The 18,994-nt window shown below is 56.8% G+C and carries 14 protein-coding genes; 8 read left to right on the forward strand and 6 right to left on the reverse strand.

The annotated features are described in order from the left end of the window. Positions 1-28 precede the first annotated feature (28 nt). A complete protein-coding gene (locus MWC30_RS00980; protein WP_244082273.1) occupies positions 29-463 on the forward strand; it encodes a hypothetical protein in 435 nt (144 codons plus the stop codon). Between the two features lie 112 nt (positions 464-575). Here MWC30_RS00980 and MWC30_RS00985 read toward each other — a convergent pair whose 3' ends face one another. The 4 genes from MWC30_RS00985 to MWC30_RS01000 are packed head-to-tail and all read right to left on the reverse strand — an operon-like array spanning position 576 to position 8,452. Further along, a complete protein-coding gene (locus MWC30_RS00985; RefSeq protein ID WP_244082274.1) occupies positions 576-1,754 on the reverse strand; it encodes a lipocalin-like domain-containing protein in 1,179 nt (392 codons plus the stop codon). A gap of 2 nt (positions 1,755-1,756) precedes the next feature. Beyond that, positions 1,757-4,348, reverse strand: a complete 2,592-nt coding sequence (locus MWC30_RS00990; RefSeq protein WP_244082275.1) for an ABC transporter permease — start codon at positions 4,346-4,348, stop codon at positions 1,757-1,759. Beyond that, positions 4,345-5,040 carry an ABC transporter ATP-binding protein gene (locus MWC30_RS00995; RefSeq protein WP_244082276.1) on the reverse strand — a complete coding sequence of 232 codons (696 nt, stop codon included), beginning with the start codon at positions 5,038-5,040 and terminating at the stop codon, positions 4,345-4,347. Before MWC30_RS00995 ends, MWC30_RS00990 begins: the two co-directional genes overlap by 4 nt. Before the next feature lie 55 nt (positions 5,041-5,095). Further along, positions 5,096-8,452, reverse strand: a complete 3,357-nt coding sequence (locus tag MWC30_RS01000) for a PAS domain S-box protein (RefSeq protein ID WP_244082277.1) — start codon at positions 8,450-8,452, stop codon at positions 5,096-5,098. Positions 8,453-8,872: 420 nt separating this feature from the next. Here MWC30_RS01000 and queD point away from each other — a divergent pair, with 420 nt between their 5' ends. The 7 genes from queD to MWC30_RS01035 all read left to right on the forward strand — a co-directional run bounded on the left by queD (position 8,873) and on the right by MWC30_RS01035 (position 14,225). Further along, positions 8,873-9,253: a 6-carboxytetrahydropterin synthase QueD gene (queD, locus tag MWC30_RS01005; protein WP_244082278.1), complete on the forward strand. Its 381-nt coding sequence runs from the start codon at positions 8,873-8,875 to the stop codon at positions 9,251-9,253. Continuing rightward, the gene (locus MWC30_RS01010) at positions 9,254-9,901 is read left to right on the forward strand and encodes a radical SAM protein (RefSeq protein WP_244082279.1); all 648 of its coding nucleotides are present in this window, start codon (positions 9,254-9,256) and stop codon (positions 9,899-9,901) included. A gap of 10 nt (positions 9,902-9,911) precedes the next feature. Beyond that, positions 9,912-10,616 (forward strand): 7-cyano-7-deazaguanine synthase QueC, encoded by a 705-nt coding sequence (gene queC / locus MWC30_RS01015; protein ID WP_244082280.1) that lies wholly within the window; start codon positions 9,912-9,914, stop codon positions 10,614-10,616. 162 nt (positions 10,617-10,778) lie between these two features. Further along, the gene (queF, locus tag MWC30_RS01020) at positions 10,779-11,243 is read left to right on the forward strand and encodes a preQ(1) synthase (RefSeq protein ID WP_244082281.1); all 465 of its coding nucleotides are present in this window, start codon (positions 10,779-10,781) and stop codon (positions 11,241-11,243) included. Between the two features lie 20 nt (positions 11,244-11,263). Then, positions 11,264-12,466: an inositol-3-phosphate synthase gene (locus tag MWC30_RS01025; RefSeq protein ID WP_244082282.1), complete on the forward strand. Its 1,203-nt coding sequence runs from the start codon at positions 11,264-11,266 to the stop codon at positions 12,464-12,466. Between the two features lie 59 nt (positions 12,467-12,525). Next, positions 12,526-13,386 carry a sugar phosphate isomerase/epimerase gene (locus MWC30_RS01030; protein WP_244082283.1) on the forward strand — a complete coding sequence of 287 codons (861 nt, stop codon included), beginning with the start codon at positions 12,526-12,528 and terminating at the stop codon, positions 13,384-13,386. Further along, positions 13,383-14,225 (forward strand): sugar phosphate isomerase/epimerase, encoded by an 843-nt coding sequence (locus MWC30_RS01035; protein WP_244082284.1) that lies wholly within the window; start codon positions 13,383-13,385, stop codon positions 14,223-14,225. The genes MWC30_RS01030 and MWC30_RS01035 overlap by 4 nt, the downstream gene beginning before the upstream one ends. 155 nt (positions 14,226-14,380) lie before the next feature. On the opposite strand, the gene MWC30_RS01040 is transcribed toward MWC30_RS01035, so the two are convergent. Together MWC30_RS01040 and MWC30_RS01045 are read right to left on the reverse strand one after the other, a co-directional pair. Next, positions 14,381-15,520, reverse strand: coding sequence for a glycoside hydrolase family 26 protein (locus tag MWC30_RS01040; RefSeq protein WP_244082285.1), 1,140 nt, complete (start codon positions 15,518-15,520; stop codon positions 14,381-14,383). A gap of 71 nt (positions 15,521-15,591) precedes the next feature. After that, positions 15,592-18,954 carry a glycosyltransferase gene (locus tag MWC30_RS01045; RefSeq protein ID WP_244082286.1) on the reverse strand — a complete coding sequence of 1,121 codons (3,363 nt, stop codon included), beginning with the start codon at positions 18,952-18,954 and terminating at the stop codon, positions 15,592-15,594. Between the last annotated feature and the right edge of the window lie 40 nt (positions 18,955-18,994).

The following is an 18,994-nucleotide window of genomic DNA, read 5'->3' on the forward strand; positions in this document are numbered from 1 at the left end:
AATTATTTTGGGAGGAGAAAGCGTTGTCATGTCGAGAATAGCGCGAAGAATCTCGGTTTTGTTCGTTGTGTTTGCCTTGATGGCCGGTCTTCAGGCCGCTCAGGTTATGGCTTCCGATGACGCCCAGGTGGAAGAGAGTTTTGTGGCTTTTCAAAAAGACTGGATGCAGAAGCTGAAAACTCATGGGAAGTACGGCGAACACAATGCTCAGCTTGCGGAAGATAAAGAAGGGGCGGGAACGTTTTCCGCCGAATACGACGATCTGACGGAGCCCACATCCTTTGAAATCAAGAAAACCGATGTGAAGTCAACTCCCTACGTGGGTGTTATCCACTACGAGAAAAGGAAATACTCCTGCCGTGCTAAAACGCTCGAGCAAGCCAAACTGGGGCCTTACGAAGTAGCGTCGAGCTCCGAGGTGACGGAAATTTTTCGTTACTCCAACGGTAAATGGGTGTATTAGCGTGGCCTTGCTGAGCATTGCCACGGCAACTCGAGCATAGGTGATCCGGGTGCGGTCAAGCCGCGCCCGGCTCCATCAGCCCGGTCGAGCTGAAGATTTTTTCATTATCTGCCTATGGCAGATTCAGCGGTTTGTCATACCCTGTAAGCTCCACATACCCTTCGCCCGTCACGGGCTTTCCATCCTTTCCATTTCCCTTTACTGAAACACTCCCTTCCCAGTAGGTGATGCGCGTGGTTCCGGGCGTGTTCATTTCCTGGTCCTTCAGCTGAGCAGCGATGGTGAGCTCCATCTTCAGGGGGATGATTTTTATCGCCCACCTTACGGGATAACTGCCCCCGGAATGGGGGCTCTGCCAGTGATCCAAGGCTTCCACCGCAATATCCTGGAAGACCAGGGCAGTGGTCGTCCCGGACGCATCGACGAAGGTCCCGCTGGACGCAGGGCTCATGCCTCCATCTTTCTGACGGAGCAGGTAAATCATAAGCTCTGTCCGGTCGGAAAACTGCAGGCTGAACCAGTCCCATCCCAAAAGGTCCGATTCCAGCGGGGCCGTGCTGAATTCATGGTCCATCCATGCGCTTCCCTGTACCGGAATGGATTGCCCCCGAACGACCAGATCCCCATGGACGCTCATGCGCGTCAGGGAATAGTAGCAGCTGGCGCTATCCGCCGCTTTTCCCTTCAGGGAATAACCGTTTTGGCCATGGAGTACAGGCGGTTTTTCCTGTGACAGGATAAGATTCATGCCAAAATCTTCGGCCACCGCCGTCAAATGATGGATGGAGTCTTCGTGGCGGATCTCCAGGCTCCAGTCTTTCACGAAGACGGATGTCTTTTCAAGGTCGCTCGTGGCGTCAGCGAGTCCGACGGCTCCCCGGGCCATCTGTTCCACATGGCGGTAGGTTCCTTCCATGATGTCCGAAAGGGCCAGATGTGCAATGTAGATCTGGGGAGTGCGCCACGCCGAGGGAAGCTTCGGCCAGCCGGTCTCATCACCGGGAGGAACAAACTGGTGGCGAAAGAAAGTCAGCTGAAAGCCGAAGGGGGAGCCGGATCCGGACTTCACATTGCCCGTGTAATACCACCATTCCGTGGCATATCCCGGGTGCGGTCCGTGATCCCGGGGAAACTCGAGATGGCAGGGCCCCGCCACACTTCGATAGGAGGTTTCAGCCCGGCTGGAGCAGGGCATCAGCATCACCATCGCTGCCAGGAAACAGAGCAGAAGGGGCAGTCGACGTGAGGCTTTGTCGGTCAGGTACACCTGGACGCGGAATATGGAAGCCATTTTTATTCCCTCAGGACTTGGGATGCCGGGCGTTGGAAGACCAGTTGACTCGCAGGCAAAGCCGCGAAGAGGGCGGTGCCCAGGATCAGGGGAAGCGATATCCATAGGGCCGTCCAGTCAACGCTGTAGATGAAGGTCCATCCGAAGGACTGGCGGTTGATGACGAAAATGAGCAGATAAGAAAGAAAAAAACCGCAGCAGAGCCCGATGCCTTCGCCGGTGATGACCATGAGGACGGCTTCCCAGATGATCATGGTACGGACCTGGGTTCTGGATGCCCCGACTGCCAGAAGCGTGTGGAGCTGACGGCTCCGCTCCAGGATGAAAGTCGCCAGGGTGGTCGTGATTCCCAGGGTGGCCGCCAGCAGTGCGATGAGGAGGAGTACGCTCGTGATGGAGAAAGTTTCATCGAAAATGCGCAAAATGATGCGGCGCAGATCCCGCCCCGTGGTGACTTCCAGTGCCTGTGCCTGGTCGCCTGAACGGGTGAGAATCTCGTTTTTCAAGGCCAGGGCAGCTGCTTCAAGATCCTCACCGGGATGTTTCAGAAACAGGCGGGCTCCGCTCCAGGAGGTATCACCGGATTTTTTCGTGAAACGCTCCAAAGGATAGTGGACCGTTCCTCCCTGGGTGCGGTAATCACGGAAGATGGCCAGCACAGGCAGGTCCAGCTTCGTTCCCTCGATCTGCGCGGTAAAATGATCTCCTACTCCCAAGCCTGTCTGATTGGCAAAAACTTCAGAAATGAGAATTCCGTCTCGTGCCTCCAGCTCGCGAAAAATGTTTTCGGGATGCCCCTGCAGGAACAGCAGGGAGGCGTGGTGCCGCAGTCTGGAAAGATCGAGGGCTTCAAATTGATAGGGTACTTTTTCGTAGGTCAAAAAAATACGCCGATAGGGGACGATTTCGACAGATTCCTGCAGATCCTGGAGAAGCTGCACCGTTTGCGGCGGGAGGGGGTCCCGGTACCGGTTGATTTCAGACATCTTGGGCCGGAGAAAAAGATCCCCGCTGATGCTTTGCTCCACCCACAGCTCGACGGTTCCACGGAAACTGTGAATCATGATGACAAGGGCCACAAACAGGCCGACGGCAGTGATGAGAGCACCCACGGACAGGGCCATGCGGGCTCCCGAATCCCGGATGTAGCGTCCGCCGAGATAGGCGGGTTGTCCGCCCACATGCTGCAAAAGCGGAGGGAGGTGGGAGCCGAGCAGGTGCAGGCACCAGGGGGAAAGGAGAGAAAAACCGCAGAACAGGAGGAAGGTAGCCAGGTAGCCTGAAAGGGGGACGCCGTGTATGGCGGGAAGCCTGACCAGGGGCCACACGGTAAGGATCAGCAGGGCACCCAGGAGGGCCAGGCAATAGGGTGCCGGCGATCCGTTTTCCCTGGACGCGTGCCTCAGGAAGACTTCCCGGGGATGGACCTTCCTGGCTTCGATGGCGGGTTGAATGGCAGCCAGCAGGGAGACGAAGAGGGTCAATGCGAAAGAGGATGCTGCCTCTAAAGGATCGAGCGGCAACTGGTCCACCTGCACCCGAACGAAAAGGTGGCTGACCGTTGCGCTCACCTGCTCCACCAACCGGCGAACCAGGAAGGACGACAGGGGGATGGCCGCGACCCATCCCACCACACCGAAGAACGCGCCTTCCAGCAGAAACAGAAAGAACAACAGACGCGAAGAGGCGCCAAGAGATCTAAGAACGGCCATTTCATGGCGCCGCGATGTGACGTGAAGGGAGACGAGGCTGAAGATGAGGAACATTCCCACGAACAGGGAAACGAAGCTCAGGACGGAAAGATTGAGTCGATAGGAACGAACCATCAGTTTTCCGCTTTCTCTGGCTTCACTCGGCTTTTCCAGGACGGTTCCCTCCGGGAGCATCGCTGCGATAGAGCGTGCCGCATCGTTTTGAGCCGATGCTTTGAGGCGGAGATCGATCCTGTCGACCCAGCCGTGCAGCCCGGTAAATTCCTGAAAAGTAGCGATATCCGTTAGAGCGATTCCTCCGCCTTCCGCGAGGGCCAGTCCTTCGGGCTCAAGAATGTCCGTCACCTGGAAGTCGACCGTCCTGTGGGCGTGCTCCAGTGTGATGGAATCCCCTGGAGCCTTGTGCCATCGCTCTGAGAGCTTTTCCCCCGGGAGGAGGGTGTACGGTGTCCGCATGAGCGTCAACCAGGAAGAGCCCCTTTCACTGGTGCCGGTGGAGCTCCACTGGCGCATGTCCCGGTCGGAGATGGGGTCGAGGCCGATGAGTAGAAACGGCTCACCCCCATTGCCTGCGGGACGGACATATGTGGAAAGGAGCGGGGAAGCCGTCTCTACGGCCGGGTGCTTTTGCAGGGCGGCCACGAGTCCTTCCGGGACTCGTGCACCGGGAGTCACAACGGTCCAGTCCGCTTTGCCTGCCAGGGTGTCCATGCTGTTCGCAAAGGAATCCACCGAGGCATTGACGGCCAGGCGCACGCTGGTGAAGACAGCCGCTCCGAGGGCGATGCCCAGGAGCACGGTCAATGTACGCCAGTATTGGGAGCGCAATTGGCGGAGGCTGAACCAGATCCACAGGCGCACGAGAAAAACGGCTTTCTTCATGAGTATTCAGCGATGACCCCGTCCTTCAGGAAAAGAGAGAGGCCGGCGTACCGGTCGGCCAGGGTGCTGTGCGTGGCGATGATGACGGTGCGTCCCAATTTATTGTTGAGCTCCCATAAGAGCTCCATCACGATTTCGCCGTTGCGGCTGTCGAGATTGCCGGTGGGCTCATCCGCCAGGATGATGGCCGGATCGTTGATGAGAGCCCGCGCGATGGCCGTGCGCTGCATTTCCCCTCCCGAGAGATGGGAGGGCGGGTGCTGGAGTCTTGCAGTCAATTTGAGCCAGTCGAGGAGATCGAGGGCTCTGGCTTTCACCTGGGGGGACGGCTTTCCCGCCAGGAGCGCCGGGAGGCAGGTGTTTTCCAGGACGGTCAGGGTGGGAAGCAGGTTGAAGGATTGAAAAATGATGCCGACCGAGGAGCGGCGGTAGTGAGTGATCTCGGCAGGAGAGGCTTTGCGCAAGTCCCGGCCGGCCACATGAAGCTCCCCTTCCGTCGGTTGATCCAATCCCCCCAGCAAAGAGAGCAGGGTACTCTTGCCCGAGCCGCTGTTGCCTTTCAGCACAACCATTTGACCGGGAAGAATATCCAGGTCGATGTGATCGACTGCGGCGATTTCAACCTGGCCCAGGCGATAGATACGCGTCAGCTGCCTGGCCTTGATGATGGGAGAAGAGAAGACTTCGTTCATGCTGGACAGTGCTCCATATGCCAAGTTTTCTTCCGTAGCGGGTACAAAAAGCCGGTCAGGATGGGTCCGTCTCGAGAGCTTTTCGCAGGCAGAGGCCCAGTTCTTCCATCTGGTAGGGCTTCTGAAGGAATCCGCACAGGCCTTTGCCGGAGAACCGTTGCCCGACCTCATGCTCATTATAGCCGCTGCAAAGGATGGTGCATACGTCATGGCGGATACGTCGCAGCTCCCCGAAAGTTTCTTCTCCATCCATGTGGGGCATCGTCAGGTCCAGGAGGACACAGGCGATCTTGTGGGAGTGCTGACGGAAGACCTTCAAAGCTTCGTGGCCGTCGGAGGCCGTCATGACGCTGAACCCGAAACGCTCCAGCATTTGCTTCCCCACGGTCAGAACACTCTCGTCATCGTCAACGATGAGCACAGTACCGGTTCCTTTCCAGGGGGTTGTGCCGGCAGGCTTCTTCCTCTCAGCCCAAACCTCTGTCTCCGCCAGGGAAGGGAAGAGCACCCTGAAAGTACTTCCCATTCCCGGTTCACTCATGATTTTGACGGCACCTTTATGGCCCCGCACAATGCCCAGCACGGCAGCCAGTCCCAGTCCTCGACCCGTGAACTTCGTGCTGAAGAAAGGGTCAAAGATTTTGGACCTTGTTTCCACATCCATGCCGGAGCCGGTATCGGATACCTCGAAGTAGGAATAGACGCCTTCGGGAAGCTGCTCGTCGAGGTAGCTTCCCTGCAGATAGGCGCGGTCGCACATCATCGCTCCTGTGGAGATGGAAATGATCCCGCTTTTGTCTCCGATGGCCTCTGAGGCATTGGTGATGAGGTTCATGACGACTTGACGGATTTGAGTCGCATCCGCGTTGATGAGGGGCACATCCGGTACGAAGCTGTATTTCAGCACGGCCTTCTTGGAGATGGACACGTCCAGGAGATGGGTCATTTCCTGAACGATCTTGGCCAGGTTGACGGGCTCTATGAGAAAGTGGCCTTTGCCCGAGTAGGCCAGCATCTGCAGGCAGAGGTCCGCAGCCCTTTGAGAGGCCTCCATGATGGAGATGATGTTGTCACGGGCTGGATCGCTCGGAGAAATCTCCATAAGCGCGAGATCGGCATTGCCGAGGATTGCCATGAGCAGGTTATTAAAATCATGGGCGATTCCACCTGCCAGAATGCCGAGGCTTTCCAATTTTTGTGCGTGCTGAATCTGGGCTTCCAACCTTCGCTTTTCTTCTTCGGCGCGCCTGCGCTCGGTGATGTCCAGGGCTGTAAAAATGATCCCCTGGGAAAGGTCCTGGCGCTGGATAGCGTTGGAATTCAACAGGATGTCCAGTACCTTCCCATTCTTACACCTCCACCGGGTTTCAATGCTTCCTGATCCGCTTCTGTGGATTTCGGAGTATTTGATCACGCCGACGCGGTCATACTCTCCATCGTTTTCATACAGGATTCTGGAGCTCTTTCCCTGGAGCTCTTCTTCGGTGTAGCCCAGCATGTTGAGCATATGGGCATTGGTCAAGCGCAGCACACGGTCAACCAGCAGTCCGATGCCGATGGGAGCGGCCATGAGCACGCTTTTCAGCGTCGCTTCGCTCTTTTTCAGCGCATCGTCTGCAGCCATGCGGTCGCTGATGTCCCGAACGATGCTCAGGATAAAACGTTCGCTGCCGATATTGGCCCCGCGTGAACTGACTTCCACGGGAAACGTGCTTCCATCTTTTCGACGGTGCACGGTTTGAAAGCGAATGCCTTTCAAATTGGCCTCTTCCATTTGAAGATCCACACCGGTGCGGGTCGTTTGCGCACGCAGATCCCTGACATTCAGTCCCAGCAGTTCCTCGCGCGAGTAACCATAGGCTCTGACGGCCTCATCGTTGGTTTCGGCAATCTGTCCATCCAGACGGACAAAGAGTATAATATCGCGTGCGTAGCGTGACAGGAGCTGGTAGTGTCGCAGCTTTTCCTCCGCCCTTTTTCGTTCGGTAATGTCCACGCCGGTGCCCCAGGTCGTCCAACCCGAAATGGGCAGGCGACTGGAGGCATTGGACCATGCCACGGTCTTCAGGCGGCCGTCGCCGTCCGTCAGTGTCCATTCCTCATGGAAGAAATCTCCACCATCCTCCCGCCATCGGGCCAGAAACCGTTCCCGGTAAGCCGGGTCCGGGTAGAGCCCGGCCATAGCATTGGGATTTCCCACCATTTCCACATCCTTGTATCCCGTTACCCTCTCGCACTCACGGTTCCATGCGAGGATATTTCCCTTTTCGTCCATGGCGAGCAAAAGGACGGGCATGTTCTGAACAATCTGCTTGAGTCGTTCTTCACTCTTGCGGAGGGCCTCTTCGGCACGCCTGCGCGCCGCCACGTCCTTCTCGAGGACTTCCAGCATTCCGTTCACAGCGGTCGCCAGGGCGGATACTTCGTCGTTGCCGTGGATCGTCGCCCGTGCGGAAAGGTTCTCCGTGGATCGCACCGTCTGAACGAATGCGCTGAGCCGCGCCAGGGGAGACAGGATGAGCTTTTCCAAAAGCAGGAGGGTCAGCAGCGTTACCCCAAAACCGACCACCGACACTGGCACGATAAAGGAGCGCATATTCGTGAGGATGTGAGCATGGTGAGCGGAGGGGTTGATGGCGCGGAAAATCAGGGCGGGGCTCCCGTCGATGTCCTGGAGAAGCGTATATCCGGCCGTCACGGTCTCCTCCAGTTGTCGGATCAGAACCGGGCGCTGTGGACTCAAGGATGCCGCTGCGGCTTTGAAATCTTGGGGCGCGGTCTCGTCGTCAAACCTATAAAAAGCCAGATTCAGCCTCGTTATTCTCTCGATGCGTCGAAGCTCGGAGGAGTCCAGGCTTCTTCCCACCATGAGGACTCCAATGGATGAATCCTTCCCTGTAGCGTCCAAAATGGAGTGTACCGCCACCATGACCGGCCCTGAAGGCAGGGTCAAAATCCTCGAAAGAGGCTGCCGTTGGCTTTGCCGAAGGTTGAAGAGCCTGGCCAGCGGTACGCCGCGCGAGTCGTTCAGGGGGAGTGGCAGTTCCTTGTTCGTTTTAGAATCGAGAAATCGGGCAAGAACGATCTCGCCTGCCGTGTTCGTGCACATGATCAGGCTGAATCGATTTTTTAAGACGTTGAAATGCTGTGGACGTTGCCCCGGAGTGTTGCTGGTGCCTGTTGCCAGGAGACCCTGGATGGCGTCACTCTGAGCAAGATTTTCTGCATCGTTTTCGAGGCCGGTCAGACTGTCTGAAAATGCGTCGAGGACGCGGCTCAGATCTTCGCCGCTGAGATGCTCATGCTCCGTCAGATGTTTCCTGAAAAAGAAGTCGGATAAGGAAATGAGGATAGACATGAGAATGGTCGTGGTGAGAATGAGGATGACGGCAGTCTTCCACCGCAGTGTCATGACACGGATCTCCTGAACGTGCACCAGGGCTGAGGGACAAGGGTATGCACTGACCATTCACATGTGCATGTACAGATTTTTGATGATTTATATACGAAAATGTAAGGAGGTCTATATTTTTTTGTCCGACCCATTTTTGTAGCCGCAGCCTGAGTACTCCTCCCAGAGTTTCCCATTGAGCGGTTCAGCCTGAGAGTATAAGGCCGGGTTAGCGGTTCTTCTTGAGAAAGGCATCGGGCCATGGACCTCCTGGCCCTTCCCATGGTATCTAAAAAAGTTATAAATTTTAGATTTGCGGCTTATGCACCAAGAGTGCTAATGGATGGAGCCCATTCCCTGGGCGTCGTTGCTGTTGATTTTATGTCACCCCTTTTGCCCTGGCAAAAGGGGACGTTTAAACGGGATGAATGGGAGGTTTGAATGCCCGGAGTTTTTGAAGTCTATGTAAAGACACACTTTTCCGCAGCTCATAGTCTCCTCGGCTACCCCGGGGATTGTGCCCGGATCCATGGGCACAACTGGATCATAGAAGTCTACGTACAATGCAAAGAACTGAATGCTATCGGGATTGCCATCGATTTCAGAGACATCAAGACTGCCGTGAAGGAGGTCCTCTCCCGGATGGACCACTCCAATCTCAACGAATTGCCTGCTTTCCAGCATGTGAACCCCACCTCGGAAAATATCGCACGGTACCTTTACAAGGAGCTCTCCCGAGTGCTCAATGATGAAACGGTTCGGGTATCCAGGGTGAAGGTCTGCGAAACCCCCGGGGCGGGGGCGTTCTACTGGGAGGATTGAGTGGGCCTGCGCGTCAATGAAATTTTCCACAGCATCCAGGGCGAATCGTCTCATGCGGGATGGCCTTGTGTCTTCATCCGGCTCACGGGGTGCAATCTTCGGTGCCGGTATTGTGACACCCGTTATGCTTATGAAGAAGGCGAAGTCATGGCGATCCCGGACATCCTGCAGGAAGTGGCTGCGTTTGGATGTCCCCTGGTGGAAGTAACGGGGGGGGAGCCCCTGCTTCAACAGGAATCACCCGCGCTCATCGAGCAGTTGCTGGACCGTGGCTATGACGTACTCCTGGAAACCAACGGCAGCCGGAACATTGCGGGGATTGACCGTCGCTGCATCAAAATCGTGGATGTGAAATGCCCGTCCAGCGGCGAAGCGGCTTCGAACGATTTGGACAATATGACACGACTGGAGAGCCATGACGAGATCAAGTGCGTCCTGGCCGACCGGGAAGACTACCTGTTTGCCAGGGCAATCTATCAGAGGATTTTCCAGGGCTCGCAACGCCGCAATGTTGTCCATTTTTCCCCCGTCTTCGGGCAGTTGGAAGCAAGGGATCTGGCCCAGTGGATCCTGGAGGATCGCCTCGGTGTGCGGCTGAACCTGCAATTGCACAAGTTCATATGGAATCCCGACCAAAGGGGGGTATGACGCATAGTATATGGAAGCACAATCGCCCAAAGCCGTCGTGTTGTTTTCAGGGGGGCTCGATTCCACTACGTGCTTGGCCATCGCGAAGATCGAAGGCTACGATCCATATGCCCTGAGTTTTCACTACCACCAGAGGCATCGGGTCGAGATTGAAGCTGCCAGGCGGGTAGCTTCGGTTTTGGGAGTCCGTGAGCACTTGATTCTGGAGCTGCCCCTCCGGCAGATCGGCGGATCGGCCCTGACGGCAGACTTGCCCGTCCCCAGGGATGTTGCTCTCGAAGAGATGCAATGCCGGATTCCATCAACCTATGTCCCCGCTCGAAATACCATATTTCTTGCCTATGCTCTGGCATGGGCCGAAGTCCTGGGAGCGGCGGACATCTTTATCGGAGTCAATGCCCTGGACTATTCGGGCTACCCCGATTGTCGCCCCGAATACATCGAGGCTTTCCAGCACATGGCGAACCTGGCCACACGCGAGTCGGTGGAAGGCCGACTGCGTTTCCACATTCATACGCCTCTCATCCGCCTCACGAAGGGGCAGATCATCCAGCGGGGGCTGGAACTGGGGGTGGACTACGGGATGACGCACTCCTGTTATGACCCGGATGCCGATGGATTGGCCTGCGGACATTGCGACAGCTGCCTGCTGCGCAAGAAAGGCTTTGCCGAGGCGGGGATACCCGATCCCACGCGCTACGGACCCTCGGCATGAGCTCACCGGCATGGATAGCAACCAGTTGGAGTCAAGCGCATGCCCTTACGACTGTCCGATCGTCATTCCAGGAAGCTGTAAGCGTGAATGGCCGGGTGAAAACAGTCAAACACTCTGGACCGCTGCAAAGAGGTCCCTGGAGCTGGCAATACGGAGAAAAGGATGACCACAGACTATTCCGGACTGACACAGCTTGGCGCAAGGGCTGAGCTCCCATCCTCCCCTGAAGACGCTCGACTGGAGACCTTTCCGAATCCGCATCTTCAAGTGGACTACGTGGTCCGGTTGACAGCGCCGGAATTTACGGCAGTCTGCCCGCTGACAGGGCAGCCGGATTTCGCGACACTCATTGTGGACTATGCCCCCCGGGGACTCCTGGTGGAGAGCAAATCCTTCAAGCTTTTCCTCGGCAGCTTCCGCAACCATGGAACCTTTCACGAGGATTGCACCGTCTACGTTCACAATCGCCTGAGCGAGGCGTTGAATCCGAAATACATTCGAGTGGTGGGGCTGTGGTATGCCCGCGGTGGAATTCCCATCGATGTGGTGATCCAAACAGGGAACCTCCCCCCCAACTGCACACTGCTGCCCCTTGAAAAAACCAGTTATCGCGGAGGAAGGGAATAGGGAAAGGGTTGGACAGGACCATGAGAGAGAAAAAAGTCGGTGTATGGCTGGTGGGCGCTTTGGGTTCCATCGCCACAACGGTGATCGTTGGCGCCTTGTCGCTGGGGAGGGGCCTGGCGGAGCCCACGGGCATGATCACGGCGACGGAAGCCTTCGACGGCCTGGGCCTGGCTCCCCTGGACGGGCTGGAATTTGGTGGGTGTGATCTTCGCAGGGGGGGGCTGCGTGACGCGGCGCGCCATGTGATGCGGGAAACGGGGGTGCTGAGCTACGAGATCCTGGACGAACTGGACGAGCCTCTCACGGGCATCGAGGAGGACATCCTCATGGGAACGGCGAGGAACTGCGGCGAAGCCATCGAAAGGCTCGCTGCGTCTCCCGTGACTCATGACCGCACAGCTCGGCAGGAAATTGAAACTGTTCGGAGGCAGTTTCGGGACTTTAAAAAGAAGAAGTCCCTCGACGAGCTTGTCGTTGTCAATCTCGCTTCGACCGAGCCGCCCCTGGTGCTCCAGGATGCGCACCTGGAAACGGATGCCTTCGAACGGGCCCTGGACCGCAATGAGCCCGGCGTGGTGAAAGCGAGCACCATCTACGCGTATGCGGCAGTCCAGGAAGGGTGCCCCTACATCAATTTCACACCCTCCAGCGGAGCCCTCATCCCGGCGGTGATCGGTCTCGCCGGGCGCAGGGGGGTACCCGTCATGGGAAACGATGGCAAGACGGGTGAAACCCTCGTGAAATCGGCCCTTGCTCCGCTTTTCCAGTGCAGAAACCTGGACGTCCTGAGCTGGGAAGGCTTCAACATCCTTGGAAATATGGACGGCTGCGTTCTGGATCATCCCGAAAACAAGGAATCCAAGATCAAGAGCAAGGACCAGGTGCTTTCCAAGATCCTGGGGTATCCCCTGCATTCGCGCGTCCATATCCACTACGTTCCGTCCCTGGACGACCAGAAAACGGCATGGGATTTCATCCATTTCAGGGGTTTTCTGGGCTCCAAGATGTCTCTGCAGTTCATCTGGCAGGGGTACGATTCCCTCCTGGCAGCACCCCTCATTTTGGACCTCGTACGGCTGGTCGAGCTCGCAAAACGGAGAGGGGAAGGGGGGCTCATGCCACACCTGGCGTCCTACTTCAAGGCGCCTTTGGGGGTGGAAGAGCACCGCCTCTATGAACAGTTTCAGATGCTGCTGCGCTATGCACAGGCGGTGCGGGCATGATACGAGGGCACTGAGGCGGCTCTGTGCGGCGCTTCGAGATCGTGCCATGCGGGAGGACCATGGAACTTTCATTCAGCACCAACGCGTTCGTCAGGCATTCAGTGTATGACGCCGTGGAAAAAATTGCGGCCGCCGGGTACCGGGGTGTGGAGCTCCTGGCGGACATTCCGCATCTTTATGCCGACGCGATTTCTGCGGGGGACTTGAGGCGGTTGAAAGCGCTTCTTCAAGGAAAGGGGCTCCAGGTTGCCAATGTGAATGCCAACACCGCGGCGGGTTACTATGGGCGGGAATTTTGGGAGCCCTTGTTTGAGCCGTCCCTGGCTCACCCCGATCAGGACCGGCGGCGGTGGCGCATCGACTATACGCGCAAATGCATCGATATAGCCAGGGCGCTCGATTCGCCCTGCGTGAGCATCACCTCCGGCCGCATGGTGCCCGGCATTTTGCCGGAGCAATCCCTGGGTCTTCTGAGGCAGTCGCTTCGGGAAATTGTCCTTTACGCCCGTGAGTGCGGAGTCCGCCTGGGGATGGAGTACGAGCCCGGACTTCTGGTGGAGTGCTATGAGGACCTTATGGCTTTATTGCACGACCTGCAGCTTCCCGAGCTCGGGGCCAACCTGGATTTGGGGCATAGCCACGTACTGAGGGAGGATCCTGAAACAGTCATCGGAGGACTGGCTTCCCGTATTTTTCACATTCACATGGAAGATATCCGTGCCCGCAAGCATTACCACCTCATACCGGGGACAGGGGACATGGATTTTCAGCCTCTGTTCCAAATTCTGAAAAATAACGGCTATTCGGGATTCATCACCGTCGAGCTCTACACCTACCCGCAGATGCCCGAAGAAGCCGCCATCATGTCTTTGAGGTATCTGCGAGGCTTCCTGCCCATCAGCAAGAAGGAGACCCAATGAAATTCGCCTTCAGTTCCAACGCATTTCTTCGCTATGACCTTTTGGAGACCATCCGGATTGTTGCTTCCGTGGGATACCAGGGTATTGAGATCATGGCGGATGTTCCCCATGCGTATCCCCTTCATCTATCAGACGCCGATGTCCTCGCCATCCGGCGCGCCCTGGACGCCAACCGCCTGGCCATTTCCAACATCAACGCTTTCATGCATCATGCCGACGGCGACACCTATCACCCGTCCTGGATCGAGAAAGATCCGGCGCTGAGAGCCAAGCGCGTTGTGTACACCCTGGGCTGCATTGATCTCGCGGAGAAGCTGGGAGCCCGCAACATATCCACGGAGCCCGGCGGCCCGCTGGACGGAATGAGCCGCGAAGAGGGGATGGTGCTCTTCCGGGAAGGGCTTGCAGCCGTGGAGGGCAGGGCGAGGGAAAAGGGTATCCGGATACTCATCGAGCCTGAGCCCGGCTTGCTGCTGGAGAACAGCAGGGAATTTTTGGAGATATTTCAAGACCTCGATCCGGAGGTTTTCGGCATCAACTTCGATATCGGCCATTTCTTCTGCGTGTCCGAAGACCCGGCGGAGCTCATCGAGAGCATGAAGGACGTCATCCACCATTTCCACCTGGAAGACATTGCGCCCTCCCGCGAGCACCATCACCTCATGCTGGGAAACGGGGCCATTGACATCCCGGGGGTCTTGGGGACGATCGATACCATTGGATTTGAAGGATTCGTGACGGTGGAGCTCTACACGTATGAGAGCCAGGCTGAAGAAGCCGCACGGGAAGCCTTCAGGTACCTGGAAAACTGGCGAAAGGGCTGCCGGCCGATGGGTTGATCCGGCGGTGGAGAATTTTATCGCTTCCCCTGATCCATTTGCCTTCATCCTTTTGCAGGAGCGGCATCCTGTCGCGACAGAGGCTGCGGTTATCTTTCCTTTCACGGCTGGAAGGTGTTCCTGCAAAGAAAAAGGCACGTATTGACGCTTTTCGGCTAAGGCCGGGCCGCTTTCTGTTCGAGCCTGTCCAGCCAGTAGGGATTTGCAATACCTGCCCTGTATGCCTCGAGTGCCTCAGGTGAGGAATGGATGTGCAGGTTACTGTAAGTGTCATCCGAGTTCTTCCACCGCTCATTCCAGTAGACGGCGGCCTTGATGCGGGGGTATTCATCCTTCATGGCTTCCAACGCCTCGCGGATCCATGCCGATTTATCTCCCGAGCGGGGATATTCCCCCACACCCCATTCCGCCACGATGACCGGTTTTGAGGGATCCAGACGACAGATTTCCATGTACGCAGCATTCATGGCTTCATGAAACGAGGGCCATTCCTCGCCGGGGAGCTGCTTGCCGTAAACGCTCAGGCCCAGCCAATCGACACAATCTGTACCTGGATAATATTCTGCCATGGAGTTCCAGGGTTCTTCGGGAATTGTCAAGTTGTTGGCATGAAATCCCCAGAGGATGTTGGCGGCCCCCCTGCTTTTCACTCGTTTCACCACATACCGGAACGCCTCTTTGAATAGATGAGGGCCTTCGTCGACATTGGGCTGCCCGTTGGCGGTGGGGCTCGCAGCTGCCTTTCCATAAAAATATCCGGACCAGGGAAACCAGTTTCCGTTCATCTCCAGACCCCAGGAAACGAGAAGAGGTTTTCCAAATGCTTTTGCCTGGTCAGCCCATGCATCGATATAGGCATCCCACGTTCCCGATAGAATATTCTCGAGGCTGAAGCGGTCTGGGCCCCTGTCCTCCTTGTAGGGACGGTCCCAGGGAGACCAGTAGATGAGGGGGACGGCGCCATGGTGAGAAATGATCTGAACATTCTTCATGGGGAAGGTCTCTTCCCCCCAAAAACTGGACGATGCGATGATGGCCTGGTGCTTGCCGGACATTTTTTCAAAGTCTTCGATCAGGTCGAGAGAAACATCATCTTCGGTGTCTCCAAAGTCCAGGTAGGCGCCGATACAGGCGCCCTTTTCGGGGAACGACACTGATGCGGAGAGGTCCCCGTGCGAATCCACAGGGCTTTCTCCCTCGAAACCCGGCGCTGATGACGGCATGAACAAAATGCCTGAAATGAGAAGGCAGAAGGCGAACCGCTGCAGTCTCAAAATGAAGTCCGCAAATCTCATGACTCCGTTGACCTCCATATTTCGCAACCTCACATCGGCGGCCTCAACGCGTCTTCAAGCCGCATGGGCATCTAAAGGTGGCTCGGTACGGACGCGGTACGTTCCAGCTTGCCCCAGCTCACCCAGGCGCCCTTCGCTGCTCTCAGAAGAGATTTCCAGATGACATAGCTGAGGAGAGGCCGATAGACAAATCGCATGGGAAGAATGAGCCATGCGTGAGAGAGAGGCTCCTTTTCCAGAAGACAGGCGAGGGCTGCCAGTGAAAGATCCAGGAGCAGAAAGACGAGGAAATAGATGTAGACGGCTTCTCCCACGCCAAAGAAAATGGAGTAAATGAGGAACGCATCGACCAGCGGTCCCACCGCGACCAGAAGGATCTGGAAAAGCCAGATGCTTGGCAGACTGAACCATGCAAGTGCTTTGTACTTAGGATTGAAGACGAGGTCCCTGTGCTTCCACAGACATTGCAGTGTCCCGAAAGCCCAGCGGAATCTTTGCTTCGACAGGGAACCGAGGGTTTCGGGCGCTTCCGTCCAGGCAACGGCTTCCGGTACATAGGCAACACGGAACCCTTCCCGGTGCAGGCTCAAGGTCAAGTCCGTATCTTCCGCCAGGGTATCGGTACTGATGCCGCCGGCTATATGAACGGCGGCTTTTCTAAGAGCACTGACGGCTCCCGGCACAACGGTGATGCAGTTCAAGCGGTGATAGGCACGGCGATCCAGGTTGAACCCACACGTATATTCCAGGGACTGGCAGCGGGCGATGAAGGACCGCAGGTTCCCCACTTTGGCGTGCCCCGAGACTGCTCCCACCCGTTCGTCCCGGAAGGGCTGCACCAGCCGTTCTATGGTATCCGGCTGGTACAGTGTGTCTGCATCCAGCATGACCAGGATTTCATGGGCGGCTGCTTCGACGCCCCGCCGTAATGCCCTGGCCTTGCCTCGGTTGGACTGCTGGAGCAGTTTGATGCGGGAATCTTTTTCAGCCATGCGCCCAACGACTTCCGCGGTATGGTCGTCGGAGCCGTCATTGACGACGATCACTTCAAATTCCCCCTGGTATCGTGTGTTGAGCAGGCTCCGCAGGGTGCTTCCGATTACTTTTTCTTCATTATAGGCGGCAATGAGAATGCTCACGGGCGGGATGAAGAGCTTCTCGTTGGACCGGCCCCCTCTGCGGCGCTCCTTGATGGCCAGGGAGGCGATGAGGAGCGTACGCAGGGCAATGAGGGCTGTCGCTGCAATCATGAATGACCAGAGGAAATTTTCTAGCCAGTGGAGGATACGAAATCCGCTTCCGCTCACCAGGCGGTTGATGGAACCGGCATTCTGCGTTACGGGCGGCATGAGAAAGTCGGGGGCTTCATCGAGAATCTGAGCCAGCGACGAGATGCGGTCTCCCCGCCCCTGCAGGTAGTCGATGATGTGCGGCAATGCCTCCAGGGTCTGACGCCGATCTCCACCGGCATCGTGCATGAGGATGATATTCCCCCCGTTCCTGCGCAGCTGCTTGGTGCGCTGCAGGATAACGTCGGGTCCGGGCCGATCCCAGTCTTCAGTGTCGATGTTTTCGGTGACTGTCAGATAGCCGAGAGCATTGGCCATTCGGAGGGGAGCCACCTCGCTGAGGCTTTGGGGACGGGAGTCCGCATTGTACGGTGGGCGAAAAAGTATGGTGGATCGCCCCGTCACGGATTCGATCAGCCTCTGGCTCGCATTGAATTCCAACAAGGCGCGCTCTTCGGAAACGATGGCCAGGTTAGGATGCGTGTAGGTGTGTATCCCGATTTCGTGTCCCTCCCTCACGATGCGCTCGGCCAGCTCCGGATTCGTCTCCACCTTGGCCCCCACCAAGAAAAAAGCAGCTTTAATTCCTTTTTCCTTCAAGATATCAAGTATTTTAGGGGTCCACTTTGGATCGGGCCCGTCGTCAAAAGTAAGGGCCACCTGGTCGTCATCGCCCTCCCCCTGGTGGCATAAGGTCAGGTAGGTGGGAAACTTTTCGTAGGTTTCCGAGACCTTCTCATCGGAGCTCAGGGTCAGCTTGCGGGTCCCCTCCGCGTGTTCGTCGTCTATCGTAAGAAATTCGCCTCTTCCAACATGCGCAATGACATCATCCGATTTCAGGACCTGGAGCTCCTGGAGCCGATTGCCATCGAGGGTGGGGTTGTCCATCATGCGGAGGGCCTGCCAGATGGCGGGGTCTTCGGTGCCCAAATAGGAAATGGCGATGCCTCCGCTCATATTTTCTCGACCCACCCGTAGCTGGTTGATGAACGTTGCGACATCCAGGAACCACACGGTATGCTCGGTGCCCTCGTCCTGGTAGGAAAAGTGGGGATTCCCGACGGCGGGATCCAGCTCAAGATGCTCAAGCCCCGCCCGCCCCGCGCGGGTCATGACATCCGGGAAGCTGATCCCTTCAGCCTTCTTTTCTCCGAGGGTCCAGTCATAGCCGTAATTGCCGACACCCAGGATCCATTGAGAGGATGTTCCATAATCGCTCATGGCATCCACCCAGCCTTCAAACCATTCCTGGGAGGCAAGGGGCCCAGGGGAGTCGTATTCGGAGTTTTCGTCGTTCAGCGTCGCAATGAACTGGTCTGTGGTTTCGGAGAGTTTTTCCAGATCGTAGACTTTGAGATCCGTACCCATGGGAACGCTGATCCAAAGCTCCAGTTTATGCTTGTGCAGCGCTCCCGCGATTCTCTGAAGCAGTGCAGTGACGGATTCCTGGTAGGCTGGGTCCACCTGCTCCCAGTCAATCGTTACTCCCCCGGCGTTGACTGCAACCAGTTGCTGAACGAGATGTGCAATGAACCGATCCTGCCTTGCCAGGGGTCCATTGGCGAGGCCTTCCACGGCTTCCGCCTGCCAGTTGTCCTCGACGAGGTTGTCCAGAAGGGGCATGAGAACGATTCCCTTGCTCCGGCAAAAGGTCTGAAGCTCCGGGTCGGGCTTCATGATCAAACGGCCGGTTCCATCTGCAATCGTCAGCCATTCCGGGCAGACATGCGTGATCTGGTCGGCATGGAGTCTCAAAGAATCAAAGCTTTTCGGGTTCCATGCCTGATAAAACCCCAGAACAATCTCCCTGCCGTTTTTTCCCGGAGTGCCTCCTGCCGCAAGCTCTTGTGGGGAGGCGGCGCCTTTGTGGGCTGCGGTTCCCCCCTTGGAATACTTGAGCCAAAGGGGATTCGAAACTCGGGGGTTGTTCGATGACTCCTGCTTCTCCAATGCCTTCAGGCGAGCCTGCAGCTGTCTTATGGAAGCGGGCATTTGAAGCTGGGAAGTGACAAAAAGTGACTGGATAAAAAGGATGATCCCTGCAGCGAAAGCCAGGGACAAAAAGAAGAACCATCGACGCAGTCGCGGCCAGCGTTTCCCACGAGCATCCTGAAAAACAAAACCCTCCGTGCCGAGCTCACTCATACTGCCTTCTCTTTCAGAGTTATAAGGCCGGTGTCCAATC

The organism is Desulforhabdus sp. TSK, from assembly GCF_022836495.1.
Classification (GTDB): Bacteria; Desulfobacterota; Syntrophobacteria; order Syntrophobacterales; family Syntrophobacteraceae; genus Desulforhabdus.

Excerpts from the sequence above, each read along its gene's own strand:
- MWC30_RS00980 (WP_244082273.1), top strand. The coding sequence starts at position 29 with ATGTCGAGAATAGCGCGAAGAATCTCGGTTTTGTTCGTTGTGTTTGCC.
- MWC30_RS00985 (WP_244082274.1), bottom strand. The coding sequence starts at position 1,754 with ATGGCTTCCATATTCCGCGTCCAGGTGTACCTGACCGACAAAGCCTCA.
- MWC30_RS00990 (WP_244082275.1), bottom strand. The coding sequence starts at position 4,348 with ATGAAGAAAGCCGTTTTTCTCGTGCGCCTGTGGATCTGGTTCAGCCTC.
- MWC30_RS00995 (WP_244082276.1), bottom strand. The coding sequence starts at position 5,040 with ATGAACGAAGTCTTCTCTTCTCCCATCATCAAGGCCAGGCAGCTGACG.
- MWC30_RS01000 (WP_244082277.1), bottom strand. The coding sequence starts at position 8,452 with ATGACACTGCGGTGGAAGACTGCCGTCATCCTCATTCTCACCACGACC.
- queD (WP_244082278.1), top strand. The coding sequence starts at position 8,873 with ATGCCCGGAGTTTTTGAAGTCTATGTAAAGACACACTTTTCCGCAGCT.
- queC (WP_244082280.1), top strand. The coding sequence starts at position 9,912 with ATGGAAGCACAATCGCCCAAAGCCGTCGTGTTGTTTTCAGGGGGGCTC.
- queF (WP_244082281.1), top strand. The coding sequence starts at position 10,779 with ATGACCACAGACTATTCCGGACTGACACAGCTTGGCGCAAGGGCTGAG.
- MWC30_RS01025 (WP_244082282.1), top strand. The coding sequence starts at position 11,264 with ATGAGAGAGAAAAAAGTCGGTGTATGGCTGGTGGGCGCTTTGGGTTCC.
- MWC30_RS01030 (WP_244082283.1), top strand. The coding sequence starts at position 12,526 with ATGGAACTTTCATTCAGCACCAACGCGTTCGTCAGGCATTCAGTGTAT.
- MWC30_RS01035 (WP_244082284.1), top strand. The coding sequence starts at position 13,383 with ATGAAATTCGCCTTCAGTTCCAACGCATTTCTTCGCTATGACCTTTTG.
- MWC30_RS01040 (WP_244082285.1), bottom strand. The coding sequence starts at position 15,520 with ATGAGATTTGCGGACTTCATTTTGAGACTGCAGCGGTTCGCCTTCTGC.
- MWC30_RS01045 (WP_244082286.1), bottom strand. The coding sequence starts at position 18,954 with ATGAGTGAGCTCGGCACGGAGGGTTTTGTTTTTCAGGATGCTCGTGGG.